The following is a 16713-nucleotide window of genomic DNA, read 5'->3' as shown; positions in this document are numbered from 1 at the left end:
ACAGCTCGGTGCCACACTGACACCATGTCTGCAGGCTCGACCCCGTTCGCTGACCTCGACGCCACGGCCACAGCGCTCGCGGCGACCCGCTCGCGCACTGCGAAGATCACCGCGCTCTCCGAACTCCTCGGGCGACTCGACCCTGCTGAGGTGCCCGCCGCCGTCGGGATGCTGCTCGGCAGCGTGCGCCAGGGGCGGCTCGGTGTGGGCTGGCGGACCCTGGAAGCGGTCCCCCGCGAGCCGGCCGGGCAGGCCAGCCTCACCGTCGCCGAGGTCGACCAGGTATTCAGCGCGCTGGCGGCAACCACCGGACCGGGCTCGGCCAACCAGCGTGGCGAACTGCTCCAGAGCCTGTTCTCCAGAGCGACCGAGCAGGAACAGGATTTCCTGATCCGGGTGATCCTCGGCGATATGCGCACCGGCGCCCTGGAGGGAGTACTCACCGACGCCATCGCTCGCGCCTGCGAGCTCCCTCCCGAAGAAGTCCGTCGTGCCGCCATGCTCACCGGTGATCTCGGGGAAACCGCGCGCCTCGCCCGGACCGGCGCCGACCTGAGTGCGATCGGACTACAAGTGGGAACCCCTGTCTTTCCCATGCTCGCCGGGACCGCGCCCTCACCCACTGAAGCGTTGGCCGCCGTCGGAACAGCCGCCGTCCAGGCCAAACTGGATGGAGCCCGGATCCAGGTCCACCGCCTGGGCGAGGACATACGCGTCTATACGCGCAGCCTGGCCGAGATCACCGAGCGGGTGCCCGACGTCGTCGAAGCGGCGCGGGCCCTGCCCGTGCACGCCGTGATCCTGGATGGCGAGACCCTGGCGCTGACCGACGACGGCCGACCTCGACCCTTTCAGGAGTCGATGGCGCGCTTCGGCAGCGACGCCGGTGACGTTGTGCTGCGCCCATGGTTCTTCGACGTCCTGCACGTGGATGGACGAGATCTCATTGACTCTCCCCTGCGGGACCGCCTCGAGGTGCTCGCTCAGATCGCGGGTGACCTGATGGTCCCGGGCACCGTGACTGGCGATCCGAGCACTGCTGAGCACATGCTCGAGGAATCCCTCGTAGCCGGGCACGAGGGCGTACTTGTCAAGGGCATCGATTCGACCTACGCAGCGGGCCGGCGCGGCTCCGCCTGGTTGAAGGTGAAACCGGTGCACACCGTCGATCTGGTGGTCCTCGCCGCCGAATGGGGGTACGGACGGCGCACGGGATGGCTGTCCAACCTGCACCTGGGCGCCCGCGATCCGGACGGGCACTACGGCCCACCCGGAGGCTTCGTGATGGTGGGCAAGACGTTCAAAGGCCTCACTGACGCCATGCTCAGCTGGCAGACCGAACGATTCACCGAACTGGCCACCGAACGCACCGAGACGGTCGTGCGGGTACACCCCGAACAAGTCGTTGAGATCGCCATCGACGGCGTTCAACGCTCCACCCGATACCCCGGCGGTGTGGCGCTCCGGTTTGCCCGGGTGGTGACCTACCGTGACGACAAACGCGCCACGGACGCCGACCCGATCAGCGGCCTGCGCGCGCTCCTGCCCGGGCAGGCACCACCAGGGGCACGAGCGTCTGGGACGAGCGCGCCAGAGGCGGCGAGCTCGGCAGATTCAGCCGGTCGCGGGTCGAGGCGGTCCGACCGCTAGTCCTGCTGGCCGCGTGCACCGCGCCGCATCCACCATGGCAGAGCCAACCAGAACACCGCGGCGACCGCCGCTGCTCCGGCCGCCGCCGCGATCGCCGCCGGACGGCCTGCCACCACATCGAAGATGAACCAGGCGATGCCGGTGACAGTCAACGCAAGCAACGCCAGTCCGACCTTGGCCATCCGGTTGCCCAATTGGACGGTCTGCGGTTTGCGGCGCTTCTGGAAGAGCATCCGGTGGATGCTGACCGGAGCCACCATGAATGCGGTGGTGGCTAGTGCGAGCCCGACAAGGATCAGGTAGACGGCGACCTGATCGGAGCGCAGGTCACCAAAGCGCTGCTGAAAGGGCAACGTCAGGAGGAAGCCGGTGAGGATCTGCGCGCCCGTCTGGGTCACGCGTAGCTCCTGCATGAGTTCATCCCAGTTGCGGTCTGCCCGCTCGACCGCGGATTCGTTCCGTCCGGCCGAGCCGTCCTGAGCGTCTCGTGGCGTCATTGCCCCATCCTGCCGAACTGTCACCGCTCCCGCCTACGCTAGCCACGATGATTACCACCCTCGCCGTGCAGGGCTACCGGTCGCTCCAGGACATTGTCATTCCCCTCGACGGGCTCACCGTCATCAGCGGAGCCAATGGAACCGGCAAGTCAAGTCTCTACCGCGCGCTGCGCTTGCTCGCCGAGACTGCAGCAGGAACGGCCATCGCATCGCTTGCTGCCGAAGGTGGGCTCGCCTCCACCCGGTGGGCCGGACCTGAGCACCTCTCCGCGGCGATGCGCCGTGGAGCGCATACCGTGCAGGGCACCACCCGCCGAGGGCCGGTACGACTGCAACTGGGCTTCTCGGGGGACACCTTCGGATACGCGCTCGACCTCGGACTGCCACGGCCGGATGTCCCCACCCGGTTCGCGCTCGACCCGGAGATCAAGCTGGAGACCATCTGGGCAGGGCCGCTCGCACGCCCGGCCGCGCAACTCGTGCGCCGGCGAGGTCCTCTGGTCACCGTGCGCGACGGACGCGACTGGGTGGAACTCACCCATGGCCTGGCCCCTTCGGACTCATGCGTGAGCTCGCTCGCCGACCCCCAACGCGCCCCAGAGCTGCTCGAATTGCGGGAATCGATGCGTACCTGGCGCTTCTATGACCATCTCCGTACCGACGCCGGGGCACCTGCACGAGCCACCGTCGTCGGAACGCGTACTCCCGTACTCGCCGCGGACGGTTCGGACCTTGCAGCGGCCCTGGCCACGATCGAGGAGATCGGGCGGGCGGATGTCCTGGCCAGCACACTTGAGCACGCGTTCGCAAGCACGATCACGATCACCGCGGAATCCGGCCGCTTCGCGCTCGCGCTGCATCAGCCGGGCCTGCTCAGGCCGCTATCCGCACCGGAACTCTCCGACGGCACCCTCCGCTACCTGATGCTTGCGGCCGCACTGCTCACCCCGCGGCCCCCCGAGCTGATGGTGCTGAACGAGCCGGAGACGAGCCTGCACCCAGAACTCATCGAGCCACTGGCCCACCTGATGAAGCGCGCCGCCGAAGAGATGCAGGTGGTGGTGGTCACCCACTCCGACCGGCTCCGCGAGCACCTCGGCACCGCTTCGCATGTGCACCTGGTCAAGGAGTGGGGAGCCACTGAGGTGGACGGGCAGGGCACGCTGGACCGCCCGTCTTGGACGTGGCCGACGCGCGGGTAAAGTCAGCGGGTGTTCCATATCGTCTTCTACGAGCCGCGAATCCCGCCCAACACCGGGAATGCGATCCGCATGACCGCGGCCACCGGTACCACCCTGCACCTGGTCGAACCTCTAGGTTTCGACCTCTCCGACGCCAAACTGCGCCGTGCGGGGCTCGACTATCACGATCTCGCCCGCGTGCATGTCCACCCGGACCTGGAGACGACCCTGACGTACCTGTTCGCCCACGGCACGGGCCGCGTGTTCGCGTTCACCGGACGCGCCGACCAGTCATTCGCCGACATCTCCTATACCCCAGGCGATGCCCTCCTGTTCGGCCCCGAACCGGCCGGACTGCCCGAGCACGTCCTCGCCGACGATCGGCTCACTGCGCGCGTCCGGATCCCGATGCACCCCGGCGTACGGTCTCTGAACCTGTCCAACTCGGCCGCCATTGCCACCTTCGAGGCGTGGCGTCAGAACGGCTACGCAGGCGGCGCCTGAACCTGACCACGGGGCTTCGCGCCCCCGGAGTTCCCCCAATGACCGGGACGATGCAGCCCGGCAGGCAGGCGGGCAGCGCCGTTGCCACGGGCCGCATCGAGCTGGGACTGAGTGCAGAACAGCGCACCGGTCAAATCTGCCCCGTCCAGGCGCGCGCCGCGCAGATCGGCGCCGGCCAGGTCCACAGCCCGTAGGTCGGCCTCCCGCAGATCCGCCCCCACCAGCATCGCCCCACGCAAGTTGGCCCCCCGCATCCCCCGTCCCCGCATCCGCGCACCAGCGAGGTCACGCCCGCGCAGATCGGCCGGTTCGGCCACCGTCTCGGAACGCACCTGTTCGCTGACCGCAGCCAGTAGCGGGCCGATCTGCTCCCACAGTTCCTCCACATCGGCCTCGCTCGGCAGGTCCTCCAGTCGCGCATGAGCGACGATGCTCGCCTGGTCACGGTGCTGCTGCACCTCGACGTGCAGGTCCTCACTCACCTCACGGCCAGCAGCATGATCCAGATGCCAGAGGGCGTCATGCAGGCGGCGCATCCGTGCAAACGTGGCGAACATCGCCGGTGCCACCGACGGGTCCCGCCAGGTCGCCGCGGGAATCTCCCCGCGGGCAGCCGCCTCGGCGAACACGGCGGTCGTGCGCTGCCCGGCTCCCTGGCAGTCATACACCGTGCACCCGGGCATTCCTCGCGACCGGAGCGTGGCGTGCACGCCACAACCGTGCTCCGGTGTGAGGTTGCGGCACGGCTCGCCGGGAGCTTTGTCGAACGCGAAGTCAGCGGAGGCCCTGAACCCCAGCGCCACACAGCACAGTCCGACGCAAGAGGAACAGTCCGCCGTCAACTCGATATCAGGCACCCAGGCAGGCTACCGGCTGGATAGTCTGACGCCGTGAGCATGCGAGGTGCCCGTGCCGCCGCGCCAAGCGATGGCGCCGGTTCGACAGTACCGATCCCCACGTCACTGGCCACCGGTGCAGGGTCGACCCCGGCGGGCGCGGCCTGGCTCACCCGCGTGCCCGAACTGGTCCACCGCGCCGTCGCCCGCTGGCGGTTACGGCTGGCTGAACCGTTCGCCGGTGGTACTGCCGCCTGGACCGCGCCGGCCACCACCGCGGACGGTACCCCGTGGCGCTGAAGATCTCCTTCCCGCATGACGAGGCAAAGTACGAGGCCGCAGCGTTGCGGATGTGGCACGGCCTGGCTGCGGTGGAACTGCTTGACCACGATTCGCAGGACTGGGCCCTGCTGCTGCGTCGCGCCCATCCGGGCACGCCGATGGCGCAGGTGACCTCTCCGCCGCAGGTACGACTGCAGGCGGGGCTGGAGGTGCTGGCGAACTTGCACCGGGCTCCGTTGACGGAGCATCTGCCCTCGCAGACGGCCGTGAGTGCCTACTGGGCGGAGCTCGCCGCCGAGCGGGCCGCCCGGTGGAGGCACCTGTACGCCGACGCAGCCGTACCGATGGGCCAAGGCCTGGAACTGCTCCGAGCCTTCGGGACCGTTGGTGCGATGCCGGCTCCGACCGTCCTTCTGCACGGCGATCTGAACCCGGGCAACGTGCTGCTCGATGCTCCACGCGGCCACGGCGCGCACTGGCTGGCGATCGACCCCAAGCCGATGGCCGGAGATCCGGGATACGACCTGTGGCCGCTGCTCTCCCAGCTCGACCAACCGTTCGCCTACCCCGACCCACCGGCCGAACTGGCGGCTCGGGTACGCCTAGCCGAGGCGACACTGGGTGTGCCTGCACAGCGGATCTGCGAGTGGGCGCTCGCCCGATGCGTCGAGTCGATCCTGTGGCAGTGGGAAACCTGGCAGGAGCCGGAGCGCCAGGCCCGCACTCGAGACGACCTCTACCAGGTGCGCCTCTGGGCGGGCCTGCTCCGACACTAGGGCACGCCCATCGCGAGAATGGCCGTGGCTGCGGCACACTATCGGTGTGAAGATGACCACGCGTCGCAGGGCCACGGTGAAGTCGCTGACCATGCCCAAGCTCGCCCGCTCCCCCGCGCGTGGCGCACGCCTGCACCCGCACCGCCTTCCCGAGCGCCACCTGAGCTCGGAAACGACAACGGACGGCGTACCGCGCTGGATGGTCAAGGCCGGCGGATGGTCGTGGCGCCTGCTCGTGGTGGTGGCCGTCGTGGCTCTGCTGGTGTGGGCGACGGCGGAGATCCAGTTGGTGTTCATCGCCGTCTTCCTCGCGCTGGTGTTCGCCTCGGTTCTACGCCCGTTCGTGAACTGGATGGACAAGGTGATGCCGCGAGCCGCGGCCACTGCCTTGTCCATCCTCGGGGCGGTGCTGGTGATCGGCGGAATGGTCACCTATGTGGTCAGCTCCGTCACCGGGCAGTGGGAGACTCTCTCGGACGAGTTCACCGTGGGAATCAACGAGTTGTTCAACCTGGCGGAGGACCTTCCATTCGGAATCTCCATCACCGCGGACCAGTTGCGTGAATGGTCCGAGACGGGCCTGCAGTGGATCCGCGAGAACCAGTCCGAGTTGTTGGACAGGGCTGCGCAGGGCGCCGGCTCGGTGTTCGAGACGTTCGCGATTCTGGCCTTGGCCACCTTCTGCACCGTGTTCTTCCTCGCCCGCGGCGATGAGATGTGGCGGTGGTTCATCAACCAGCTGCCGGCCCGCGTGCGGTCCCAATGGCTCACTGCCGGCGGCGTGGGTTGGTACACGTTCTCCGGATACGCCCGCGGCACGGTGATCATCGCTCTCGTGGACGGGGTGCTCGCGCTGATCGTGCTGCTCATCGCCGGCGTCCCCCTCGCGGCGCCACTGGCAGTCCTGGTGTTCATCGGTGCATTCATCCCGCTGGTCGGCGCACCCGCTGCGATGGTGATCGCGATGATCGTGGCGCTGGCCATCAACGGACCACTGAATGCGGTGATCGTGGGGATCGCGATCGCGCTGATCGGTCAGTTCGAAGGTCACGTGCTGCAGCCGTTGGTGATGGGAAAGCAGGTCTCCCTGCACCCGGTAGCCATCGCCTTGGCGGTCACCTCCGGCACGCTGGTGGCCGGGATCCTGGGGGCCGTGGTGGTGATCCCGATCGTGGCTGTGATCTGGGCGGTCTACGCCAAGCTCCGCACAGTCGATCCGCCCATGCAGGAAGTGGACGAACCGGATGTTGTCCCTCGCTCCTGACTAGCCCACGGGTCAGACCGTGACGACGTTGCCGTTCTCGATCGCGACGGCCACGTCGGGTAACGGCTCGGTCGCCGGGCCATCGGTGGGTTCACCGGTTGCCTGGTCGAACCGGGAGCCGTGGCACGGGCAGTGCAACTCGCCGTCTTGCGGGCGCACCGAGCATCCCTGATGCGTGCAGATGGCGCTGAACGCATGCACCTGCTCCTCGGCGGTGCGGACCACCATGATCTCCACGCCATCGTCCGTGGTGACGGCTTTCGCCTCACCCACGGCGACGTCGTCGAGGGGCATCAACACGGTGCCCGTGCTCACCTCATCCGGGTCCGGCGCGGACTGCGAACAGGCGGCAAGTCCCAGTACGGCAGCGGCGCCGCTGCTCGTGGCAAGTAACACCTGGCGGCGGTTCGGGCAGGAGCACATGCGCGTGACGGTACCCGAAACGGCGCCACCCTGGCAGGCACACGGATGGGCTCGGTTCAGGAACGGGCGCAGATGCCCTCGATGATCGTCTCCACGGTGGCCAGCGCGAGTGCGTCTTGCTCGGGTCCGCTGAGGTGCCGGAGCGGTCCGGTGCTGGCCAGGTGGGCGAAGCCGTGCACAGCAGACCAGCACGGCCATTCGGCGCCCTGCCGGGATGCTGGGGTCAGCGCGCCCGCCTCGACCATGGAGTCGAGCGCCTGGGTGAGCAGGACGAATGGCGGGGCGCGATCCGTCAGGTGAGTTCCGCCGTCGGGCGAGGCGTCCTCCGGAGCGAAGAAGGCGGCGAACCATCCTGGCTCGGACTGGGCAAAGGCGATATAGCCGGTGCCCACGGCGCGCAGTCGCGCGCGAGCGGCCTCGGCGCCGGTGCCATCCGGCCAGCGCTCGAGCATGGCGTCGGCCATCCGATCCTGCACGGCCACTGCGACCGCCCCAAGGAGCCCCTGCCGGTTGGCGAAGTGGCGATAGGCCGCGCTGGGCGTGACGCCGACGGCACGTGTCACCTCCCGCAACGAGAGCGCGTCAGGGCCGCCGATGCGAACCAGTGCCAGGCCAGCATCGACCAGCGCGGCGCGCAGATTGCCATGGTGGTAGCTGCCGGTCTGCTGCTGTGCCATCTCTTGCCTGCACCCTCCAGGATGTCTACAGTGTCAACATAGCTGATGTGCACGGCGTACACATACGAGAGGAACACCCATGACCAGCACCGCACGCCCGCCCGCCCGTAACGTCCCAGCAGGAGTGGCGGGCCGCACTCGATGAGTTACGTACCCGGGAAAAGGCAGCCACACGGGAACTCGACGCGATCGCCGCCCAGCGGCGGCGCTTGCCCATGGTGCAACTCCCCGAGTACACCCTGGTCGGCAAGGACGGCCCGGTGCGCCTGGCCGACGTGTTCGACGGTCAGACACAGTTGATCACCTATCACCACATGTGGAAGCCGGGGGCGCAGTGGCAGTGTGGGGGCTGCACCGGATTCACCTCCCAGTTCACCCGGTTGGAATTCCTGGACAACTACGATGCACGCTTCGTGATCGTGACCCAGGGCCCGATCGAGGAGGCACTCGCCTACGCCGAGAAGGTGGGGAACCGGATGACGTGGTACTCGACCGCGGACAGCCCGTTCGGTGCGGATATGGGTGCCGGCCCCGGGGAGGGTTTCGCGGTGAACGTGTTCTTCCGCGACGGCGACGAGGTGTTCCGCACCTGGCACAGCGACGGTCGCGGCACCGAGCAGCTGAGCCACACGTTCCCCCTCATCGATCTCCTCCCCTATGGGCGTCAGGAAGAGTGGCAGGACTCCCCTGCGGGTTGGCCGAAGCAGCCCACCTACTCGGGCTGGGCAGGGTCGGAGGACATCGCGGCCGCGTACGGCCCGAAGGCCTGAGCGCCAGCGATTCCCGACGGCGCAGCGTGCGTTGCCCCGTTCTGTCGCCGTCGATGTGGGTTGGCCGACAGTTTGGGGCAACGCGCGGGACGCTCGACCAGCAGAGGTCGCCGCGGGTGCATCGGCCCTCCTCCGGTGCACCCGCGGCAGTCAGGAAACGATGCGGCGCACTACAGCGAGCCGCGATCGCGTGAACAGCCATCCGCCGCCAATCGCCAAGGTTGGGATGAGGACGAGCGCAAGGGCGAGCGGCTGCCACGGAATGATCGTCTGCCACGCATCGCCATATCCGAAGCTCGTAGCGGCCCACCAGCCCAGCACGAAGCTGAGTGCAATCCCGGTGACAAGTCCGGTAGCGGTCCCAATCACCGCGATCACTCCGGCCTGGGCGGCAGTCACGCGACGGCGGATCCGTGGGCTGGCACCGACCGCGGCGAGCGTGGCCAAGTCAGCGCGGGAGTCAGCGAGGGCCAGTCCGACGCTCAGCCCAGTCGCCGCCAGCGCGACGAAGACCGCGATGGCGAGCAGGACCCACGTGATCACGTCAGAATCCTCCTGAGTCATCTGACCCTCGACCTGGATCCGCGTGTTGGCCTCGACGTCGGCGAGCAGCCGGTTCAGCCGGTCGACGTCTGCCCGCTCGAAGTTGACTCCGGTGACGGTAGCGCCAACTGTCCGGATCTCGATGAGTCCTTCGTCGAGTGCAGATGCCCCGGCTGATTCGCTGGAGCCCTCCGCGGGCACGGCAATCTCGCCCACCGCCTCGACCGGCAGCACTAGCGTGTACTGATTCGATGACCACGGCACGAGGTACGCGGGGAGCACCATCGATTCCTCACCGTTCTCCGGGCCCTCGCTCGCAGCGAGATGAAGATTCCCATCCGGCCAGATCGAATCAGGGTCGTTCGTCAGGGCATGCCCGGCAGCCAACGCGTCGGCAGCCTCGGCGGCGCCGTCGAGGCCCAGCGTGCGCACGAAGGTGCCGTCATCGATCAGCTGGAAGCCCCAGCTGTAACCCGAGGACACTCCCGGTTCGTATCGGCACCGAGGGTCGTCGGCGTCGGCCGACCAGAGGTCAGGGTCCGGGCACTCCTTCGCGGGGTCGGTGAGCGGGAAGGGCCACGGGAAGAATCCACCATCAGTGACGGCAACCTCGCGGACGGGCGTGACGCTCGCCGCTGGGAACTCGTCCTCGACCACCGACGCAGCGTCCTGGTAAAGGGTGCGCTGGTCGACTGCCGAGTTTGGCGGGATCCCGACGCTGAGCAGACCTGTCCCGTCGGCTGCTACCGGCTGCCAGATGCCCTCCTGGGCACTTTCTTCACTGACCGTCCACACCAGGCCAGCGGTCATTGCGGCCACTGCTGCCACCACGGCCGCCACCGCGGGCGTGGTGCGGCTCCGGTGCCGATTAGCGTCCCGGAGCGCGAATCGGCCGGCGACGCCAAACCGTGGAGCCAGCCGGCCGACCAATGCCACCAGGGCTCCGACGGACATGATGATGCCAATCTCGACCGCCAGAGCACCTGCGGCGAGCATGATGGGTTGGCTCAACGCCGCAGCGACCACCCCGAGCACGAACCCGATGACGGCCACTCCGAGTCCTGCCCATGGCACTGCCCGTCGCTGTGCCGGCTCGCTCCGGCGCCCGGCGAGCACGGTGACGACGTCGGCCTGGGACGCCGCGCGTGCCGGAAACCAGGCCGCCGCGACGCCCAGGATGAGTGCGACTGCTGCGACAGCTGCCCATTCTCCGAACGGGAACACCAGGTTGGCTGGCGGGTTGCTCGAAGACTGCATCACCGTGTACACGACGAGGCTAGCCGCCGCGCCGACGAGCACCCCCACCACGGCTGCCAATAGGCCGGCCACCACACCACCGGCGAGCACGATCCTGCGCAGATCACGCGGTTGTCCACCAGCGGCGGCCACCAAAGCCAGCGAGCGGGCACTCCGCTTCGCACCCACCGCGAAGGCTGGCCCCACCAGGAGCACGACCTCCAGCAGTCCTAGCCCGCCGACGGCGAGAAAGTAGCCGATCATCGTGGCGTCGGACCCTGGGTGGGAGAACCTACCGCCATAGACCTCATCATCCGGTGGCGGGTCAAGGATCACCGCCCGGCTCTCCACGAGGATCCCGATCGTGTTGAGCTCGACCACGTCGGCCCACGTCACCGGAGCCTCCCCAGTGACGAACCAGATCGGCTCCGCTACGCCGTCGGGAATGGTGCCCGGACCGATCACGGCACCCGTGGTCGTGGCGCTGTCGCCAATGCCGATCACCGTCAGAGGTGCCATCTCCCCGTCAAGGTCGATCTCCACCTCGTCCCCCACGCCCACGCCGAGGCGATCGGCGATGCCGCGGACCAGCACCGCCTCACCCGCGGTGGGTACGGCCTCACCGCTGATGGTCCCCAGCAGTCCTGGCACCTGGTAGGCGTCTACTTCAAGCAAGTCGGTGTAATCGATCAGGGCGCTTGCCGTTCGGATACTCGTCCCAATCTGCGCGCCGTCGACGATGTCAGTACCGTCCGGCAGTACCGATGCCCACTCGGCGTCGGTCACCGGCCCGAGGTCCCCACCCTCATCGCACATGCCCGACGAACCATCGGCCGCCTGCGCCGTCGGAATCCGCTCACCACAGGGCAACGAGAGGCGAGCCTGGGCCGACTCCCCCATCGCCCACTCGATCTGAGTCTCCTGTGTGGGGTATGACATGCGCAGCACACCGATCGCAAACGTCCCCGCGGCGACCGGCAACATCATCAGCAGCACTACCAGCACCGTCCGGCCCTTGTTCCGGAGCGCATCGCGACGCGCGATCCGCAGGGCGGCTCGCCAGCGGGTGAGCCAGCGGCTCATCGTTCGTCCCGTCGCCTCGGTCCGGCAGCAGTCAACAAGTGCTCCGGCTCGTCCGGTTCGGTGGCGTCGACGATCACCCCGTCGCGCAAGAAGACAGTCCGGTCCGCCCAGGCAGCGAAGCGGGGTTCGTGGGTGACGAGCAGACCAGCCGCGCCGGCGTCCATCCGAGCTCGCAGCACCTTCATCACCGCCTCACCCGTGGCGGAGTCCAATGCACCGGTGGGTTCGTCAGCGAGCACGAGCCTGCGTGGGCCGACCAGTGCGCGAGCGATCGCCACCCGTTGCTGCTGCCCGCCTGACATCTCATCCGGGAACCGGTTCGCGAGGTCCCGCAGGTCCACCTCCTCCAGTGCGGCGAGTGCTTCACGCCGCGCCTTGCGCGCCCGCACACCGTCCAGCTCCCGAGGTAGAGACACGTTCTCGGCCGCTGTGAGCGCGGGAATGAGGTTGAGGTCTTGAAACACATAACCGATCCGGCGGCGGCGCAGCCCTGCGCGGCCTTTCGCGTCCAAGTCCGAGAGCGAATCGCCGGCCAGCCGGACCGCACCACTGGTCGGGGTGTCGAGACCGCCCGCCAGGTTGAGCAAGGTGGACTTGCCCGAGCCTGAGGGGCCCATCACGGCCACGAGTTCGCCCATCCGTACGGTGAGGTTCACTCCGTCCAGGGCCCGAACCTCGCGAGCGCCTTCACCGTGCACACGCGTAGTATCAACGAGCTGAAGGATCACCGGACCGGCGCTCATCGGGCATGTCCCTCGGCGGTGCTGGGAGCCGCCGGGTCCTGCGCGGAGTCGCCCTGCGTCGCTGGCGCACCGGTCCGCAATCGCGAGGCTCGTTCGGCCCTGGATTCGATGTGATCGAGCCAACGCAGCTCCGCCTCGGCGGCGAACACGTGATTGTCCAGGACGAGTGACCACGCGAGATCTTCGGTCTCTCCGCCGTCGGCGGTGGCCTTGAGCCGGGTGAGGTCGCGCAGTGAGCGCATCGTCTCAGTGCGTTGGCGCTGCACCACGTCCCGCACCTGTACACCGGGAGTGGTGACCGCGAGCGCCACCTTGATCACCAGCTCGTCCCGTTCGGGAGCACCGCGCCGGACCGGGGTGAGCCACCAGCCCTCGGCCACCTCCCGGCCCGCTCCGGTCAGCGCAAACCGTTCGACGGCGGTGCCTGCGTCGTCGACGACGGTATCCGGATGGTCATCGACTCGCTCGACCAGCCCGTCTCGTTCCAGCCGCTGCATGGTCGTGTATACCTGGCCAATATTGAGCGGCCACGTGCCCCCTGTACGCGTCTCGAACTCCTTACGGAGCCGCGCTACGCCCATCGGTTCCACACTCAGCAGCGCCAGCAGTCCCTGCTTGACGGACATCGCCCCTCCTCCGATCGGTTACCGAGTAACCTACCACTTACCCGGTAACCATCATGGGGAAGGTGTCCAGTCACGGCCTGGCAGATGCCGACCAGCGATCACATCCGGTACACCGGCCATACCTGGCCAGCTCCGAATGCCGCCGCCACACCCACCACCGTCAGCGCGAGCACGACACCATCACGAGGGCCGAACCGAAGGTGCGCCAGACGGAGCCGGCGCGCTCCGCCGTCGCGCATGGCAAAGGTGAACCCTCGCGTCTCCAGCGACTCGACCGTGGTACGCACGGCCAGTGCCGTGTTCAGGAACATCGGGTAGAAGGCGAGCACGACCAGCCTGGCGTGATGCCAGAGCACCCGGTATCCGAGGAAACCCGGCTTCGCCGGCGGCGCCGTGCGCAACCGGGACGACTCGAGGACGGTGCCGTACTCGTCGATCAGGACCGGCAGCATCCGGTATCCGTAACTCACACCGAACGCCACGAGCTCTGGGGCACGCAACGCCAGCAGTCCATCTGAGAGTTTCTCCGGGTCAAGCGAGACGAACGCGGCCATGCTCGCTGCCGAGACGGTCCCCAACTTCAGGGAGAGGACAGCCAGCGCAACAACGGTGCTCAGGTCTCCCCCGAACAGCCAGGCGGCAGCGGCGAGATAGATCGTCTCCATCGCGATCCCGAACAGGAACAGGCCGAGGAGCAGCGGTCCGACGCGTGCCAGCAGCACGGCAGCCAGACCGAGGAGGAACAGAGCGGTGAGGACGGTGACGTTGTGGGTGAACCACGGTGCCAGCGCGAGCAGTGCGTACCAGGCCAACACTGCGCGGGGGTCCATCGCCGCGAGCACTCCCCCGCGGGTGGCGTAGGCGGCCCGGACCAGCTCCAACCGGATCCACTCCACCGACAACACATCTCGGGTCTTCCTCATGGCAGAGCTCCCATCGTCACGCTCTCGGCCATGCCCTCCGGCGTGCCGGCGCTCATCAACTCACTCCACTGCGCCAGGGTCAGCGGTGGCGGGGAGAGGCCCAGCGCGGTGCCGAGTTGTGCGAGCTGAGGTGCCACCAGATGTGCGGCGGTGAGCAGCGCCGCGTCCGCGAACAGTTCAGCCGGACTCACATCGGCGAGGATGCGTCCCTCGCCGAGCACGATCACCCGGTCCGCCCAGGCCGCGACGAAGTCCATGTCATGGGAGGCCACCACGGCGCAACTGACGGATGCGGCAAGCTCACGCAGCATCATCACGACGTCGTCCCTACTGCGGGTGTCCAGACTCGCCGTCGGTTCGTCCAGGAGCAGCAGGTGTGGCCTCATCCCGAGGCCGATCCCGATCGTGGCTCGGCGTTGCTGGCCGCCGGAGAGCAGGCGCCCGTCTCTATCGGCATGCTCGCGAAGGCGTACCTGACCGAGGATGCGTTCGGTGGCGGCCTCGACGTTGTCGTACCCGTGCGTGCTCGGGAACAGGGCGATGTCATCGCGGATCTGCCCGGTGAGGAACATCTGGGCGGGGTGCTGAGCCAGGTACGCCACCTGCCGGGCCATCACGGCGGCACTGACAGCTGCGGTGTCCGTGCCGCGCACCCGCACCTGACCGGCGCGCGGGATCACGATGCCGGCGAGAATGCGCAGCAGGGTCGATTTCCCGGCCCCGTTCCCGCCGACGAGCGCTACCTGCTCACCCTCGTACAACTCCAGGTCCACCTCTCGCAGGACAGGCAACAGCGAGCCGTCCACACCGCGATAGGCGTGCGAGACAGAGGCGAACGTGGCAACCGGCTCCCGGACAGAACTCGTGGCGACCGGTGTGCCGGGAACCAGACCGGAACTCCTGCGATCACTCGATGCTGCATCAGGAGGTGGCGAGCGAACCCAACTCCGCCCGGCCAGCAGGTCAGCCGCCTCCGCCACGGTCCGTGGCGTGCTCTGCTCACCCGCGGCGCGCACCGCAGCCACCAGCGTGGACGGTGGTACGTCGTACCGAGCCAGCTCATCGGATCGGGCCATGGCCTCCTCAACGGGGAGGTGCCAGACCGGACGACCCTCAGCCATCAACAGCACGCTGCGGGCGTACCGTGCGACGAACTCCACATGGTGTTCGATCGTGATCACCGTGATGCCCAGTTCAGCATTCAAGACACGCAGCTTCTCGTACACGAGACCTGCCCTGGCCGGATCGACCTCCGCCACGGGCTCGTCCACGATGAGAACCTGAGGGCGCAGCGCGAGCACCGCCGCCAGGGCCGTCAGGTGAGCCTGACCGCCGGAGAGTTGCCAGACGAAGCGATCGGCGATCTCCGTCAGGCCGAGGAGCTCGAGCGCCTCATCGGTGCGTTCACGGTAGTCCGCATGCCCGAAGTTCAGTGGCCCGAAAGCCACCTCGTCGCGGACGGTCGGCCGGACCAGCTGGTTCTGGAAGTCCTGGGCGACGTACCCCACCACGCTGGCCAGCTGCGACGCGTCGGTCTCCCAGGTGTCCTGCCCCGCCACCCGAACCGCACCGGCGAACTCGCCGTCCCAGTAGTGCGGGATGAGGCCGGTGATCGCCTTGCACAGGGTGGTCTTCGCGGCGCCGTTCCCGCCGATGACGGCCACGAAGTCTCCCCGGGGGATCGACGCCGTGACATTGCGCAACGCATCCTGCTCGGCACCCGGATACCGGAAGCTCAAACGGTCGAACTCGACAATGGGCTCAGTGGGCAACTCAGGCATCACGTTCGGCGCTCCCGGCGCCCTGGTGCTCCCGGCGCCTGGCTCGCCAGCGCGCCACCAGCACCGTGGCAATCAACAGTGCAACGAGCAGCGCCACACTGATCCAGAGCATCCCATCGCCATAGGTCTCACGCAGTTCGGCGTCGACGCTGCCCACGCTCATGTCCCAGGCTTCGAGGAAGGCGAAGAGGAACGAGGCGACGGAGAGGAGCACGGCGAGCACGATGAACCACGTGCCACCGGCTCCCGGGACCCGTTCGCCGGGCATCCGCGGGCGGAGCCCGAGCAACGGTTCGATCTTCCCGTGGAGCGCCGGGATGAGATACATCGCCGGTATCGCACCGAAGAGGATCCCGCTGATCAGGATGTCCACGCCGAAGCCGATTCCCTCCAAGAGCAGGATGGACTGAGGGAGCCCCTCCACGAACTCGGCGTCCTCGACGCCCACCCACACCTTGGCCAAGTCCACGGCCGCGGACAGGAACTTGTCCACCACCACCACGGTGATCGCCCCCATCCAGATCTGACCGACCCGGCGAGGATCACGGATCAGCGAGCCCGCGATGTAGAGCGCCAGGGCCATCTGGATGAAACCCTCCACCTCTGCGAGGCCAGAGAAGTCCCCCATCAGCAGATCGGTGAAGACGATCTCCCCCAGTGGTGCACCGATCGCAGCCCAGAACGGACTGAACAGCGCGACCATCACGAGCGGAACGAACACGAAATAGGACACGGAGATATCGACCGGTCCGATCGAGATGTCCGGGATGACCTCCAAGATGATGTTGGAAAGCCCGAACAGGGACATCGATAGGACGAAGATCATGAGCTTCTGCGGAGTGCGTAACCCACCGGGCTCGCCTACGCGGGTGCGGAGCAGCCCCTCGCGCAGAGTGTCGTTGCTGGTCATAGTTGTCC

Annotated in this window: 16 protein-coding genes and 1 pseudogene; 7 read left to right on the top strand and 10 right to left on the bottom strand. The window is 67.9% G+C overall.

Going from position 1 to position 16713, the window contains the following annotated elements:
* Window positions 1–24 precede the first annotated feature (24 nt).
* Window positions 25–1650: an ATP-dependent DNA ligase gene (locus LQF10_RS08130; RefSeq protein ID WP_231066975.1), complete on the top strand. Its 1626-nt coding sequence runs from the start codon at window positions 25–27 to the stop codon at window positions 1648–1650.
* Here LQF10_RS08130 and LQF10_RS08125 read toward each other — a convergent pair.
* A complete protein-coding gene (locus tag LQF10_RS08125) occupies window positions 1647–2147 on the bottom strand; it encodes a DUF6328 family protein (protein WP_231066974.1) in 501 nt (166 codons plus the stop codon). The genes LQF10_RS08130 and LQF10_RS08125 overlap by 4 nt on opposite strands.
* Before the next feature lie 47 nt (window positions 2148–2194).
* Between LQF10_RS08125 and LQF10_RS08120 the strand changes: the two genes are divergently transcribed.
* Entirely contained in the window at window positions 2195–3349 is a 1155-nt protein-coding gene (locus LQF10_RS08120; protein ID WP_231066973.1) for an AAA family ATPase, read from the top strand.
* 9 nt (window positions 3350–3358) lie between these two features.
* Window positions 3359–3832, top strand: a complete 474-nt coding sequence (locus LQF10_RS08115; protein WP_231066972.1) for a tRNA (cytidine(34)-2'-O)-methyltransferase — start codon at window positions 3359–3361, stop codon at window positions 3830–3832.
* Here the strand turns inward: LQF10_RS08115 and LQF10_RS08110 are convergent.
* Window positions 3814–4689, bottom strand: a complete 876-nt coding sequence (locus LQF10_RS08110; RefSeq protein WP_231066971.1) for a pentapeptide repeat-containing protein — start codon at window positions 4687–4689, stop codon at window positions 3814–3816. The genes LQF10_RS08115 and LQF10_RS08110 overlap by 19 nt on opposite strands.
* Window positions 4690–4722: 33 nt before the next feature.
* Between LQF10_RS08110 and LQF10_RS08105 the strand changes: the two genes are divergently transcribed.
* The 3 genes from LQF10_RS08105 to LQF10_RS08095 are packed head-to-tail and all read left to right on the top strand — an operon-like array spanning window position 4723 to window position 6990.
* On the top strand, window positions 4723–4968 hold the full coding sequence (locus tag LQF10_RS08105) for a hypothetical protein (RefSeq protein WP_231066970.1): 246 nt from the start codon (window positions 4723–4725) through the stop codon (window positions 4966–4968).
* A complete protein-coding gene (locus LQF10_RS08100) occupies window positions 4959–5726 on the top strand; it encodes an aminoglycoside phosphotransferase family protein (RefSeq protein ID WP_231066969.1) in 768 nt (255 codons plus the stop codon). The genes LQF10_RS08105 and LQF10_RS08100 overlap by 10 nt, the downstream gene beginning before the upstream one ends.
* Window positions 5727–5778: 52 nt before the next feature.
* Window positions 5779–6990, top strand: coding sequence for an AI-2E family transporter (locus LQF10_RS08095; protein ID WP_354002645.1), 1212 nt, complete (start codon window positions 5779–5781; stop codon window positions 6988–6990).
* 12 nt (window positions 6991–7002) lie between these two features.
* Here the strand turns inward: LQF10_RS08095 and LQF10_RS08090 are convergent, their stop codons facing one another.
* Window positions 7003–7413 carry a QcrA and Rieske domain-containing protein gene (locus tag LQF10_RS08090; RefSeq protein WP_231066967.1) on the bottom strand — a complete coding sequence of 137 codons (411 nt, stop codon included), beginning with the start codon at window positions 7411–7413 and terminating at the stop codon, window positions 7003–7005.
* Between the two features lie 56 nt (window positions 7414–7469).
* Window positions 7470–8090: a TetR/AcrR family transcriptional regulator gene (locus LQF10_RS08085; protein WP_231066966.1), complete on the bottom strand. Its 621-nt coding sequence runs from the start codon at window positions 8088–8090 to the stop codon at window positions 7470–7472.
* Between the two features lie 95 nt (window positions 8091–8185).
* Here LQF10_RS08085 and LQF10_RS08080 point away from each other — a divergent pair.
* A pseudogene (locus tag LQF10_RS08080) lies at window positions 8186–8860 on the top strand (DUF899 domain-containing protein); the annotation flags it as partial.
* Between the two features lie 150 nt (window positions 8861–9010).
* Here LQF10_RS08080 and LQF10_RS08075 read toward each other — a convergent pair.
* The 6 genes from LQF10_RS08075 to LQF10_RS08050 form a co-directional block, all read right to left on the bottom strand.
* The gene (locus LQF10_RS08075) at window positions 9011–11722 is read right to left on the bottom strand and encodes an FtsX-like permease family protein (RefSeq protein WP_231066965.1); all 2712 of its coding nucleotides are present in this window, start codon (window positions 11720–11722) and stop codon (window positions 9011–9013) included.
* Window positions 11719–12465 carry an ABC transporter ATP-binding protein gene (locus LQF10_RS08070; protein ID WP_231066964.1) on the bottom strand — a complete coding sequence of 249 codons (747 nt, stop codon included), beginning with the start codon at window positions 12463–12465 and terminating at the stop codon, window positions 11719–11721. The genes LQF10_RS08075 and LQF10_RS08070 overlap by 4 nt, the downstream gene beginning before the upstream one ends.
* Window positions 12462–13091, bottom strand: coding sequence for a PadR family transcriptional regulator (locus LQF10_RS08065; RefSeq protein ID WP_231066963.1), 630 nt, complete (start codon window positions 13089–13091; stop codon window positions 12462–12464). Before LQF10_RS08065 ends, LQF10_RS08070 begins: the two co-directional genes overlap by 4 nt.
* Before the next feature lie 98 nt (window positions 13092–13189).
* Window positions 13190–14014: an energy-coupling factor transporter transmembrane component T family protein gene (locus LQF10_RS08060; RefSeq protein ID WP_231066962.1), complete on the bottom strand. Its 825-nt coding sequence runs from the start codon at window positions 14012–14014 to the stop codon at window positions 13190–13192.
* Entirely contained in the window at window positions 14011–15795 is a 1785-nt protein-coding gene (locus LQF10_RS08055; RefSeq protein ID WP_231066961.1) for an ABC transporter ATP-binding protein, read from the bottom strand. The genes LQF10_RS08060 and LQF10_RS08055 overlap by 4 nt, the downstream gene beginning before the upstream one ends.
* Window positions 15788–16705: a DUF8171 family membrane protein gene (locus tag LQF10_RS08050; RefSeq protein ID WP_231066960.1), complete on the bottom strand. Its 918-nt coding sequence runs from the start codon at window positions 16703–16705 to the stop codon at window positions 15788–15790. The genes LQF10_RS08055 and LQF10_RS08050 overlap by 8 nt, the downstream gene beginning before the upstream one ends.
* Window positions 16706–16713: the final 8 nt, after the last annotated feature.

Origin of the sequence: Ruania halotolerans (assembly GCF_021049285.1) — a bacterium.
Taxonomy (GTDB): domain Bacteria; phylum Actinomycetota; class Actinomycetes; order Actinomycetales; family Beutenbergiaceae; genus Ruania; species Ruania halotolerans.
Note: the sequence above shows the minus strand (reverse complement) of the source record. Positions and strands in the feature narration are given on the sequence as shown.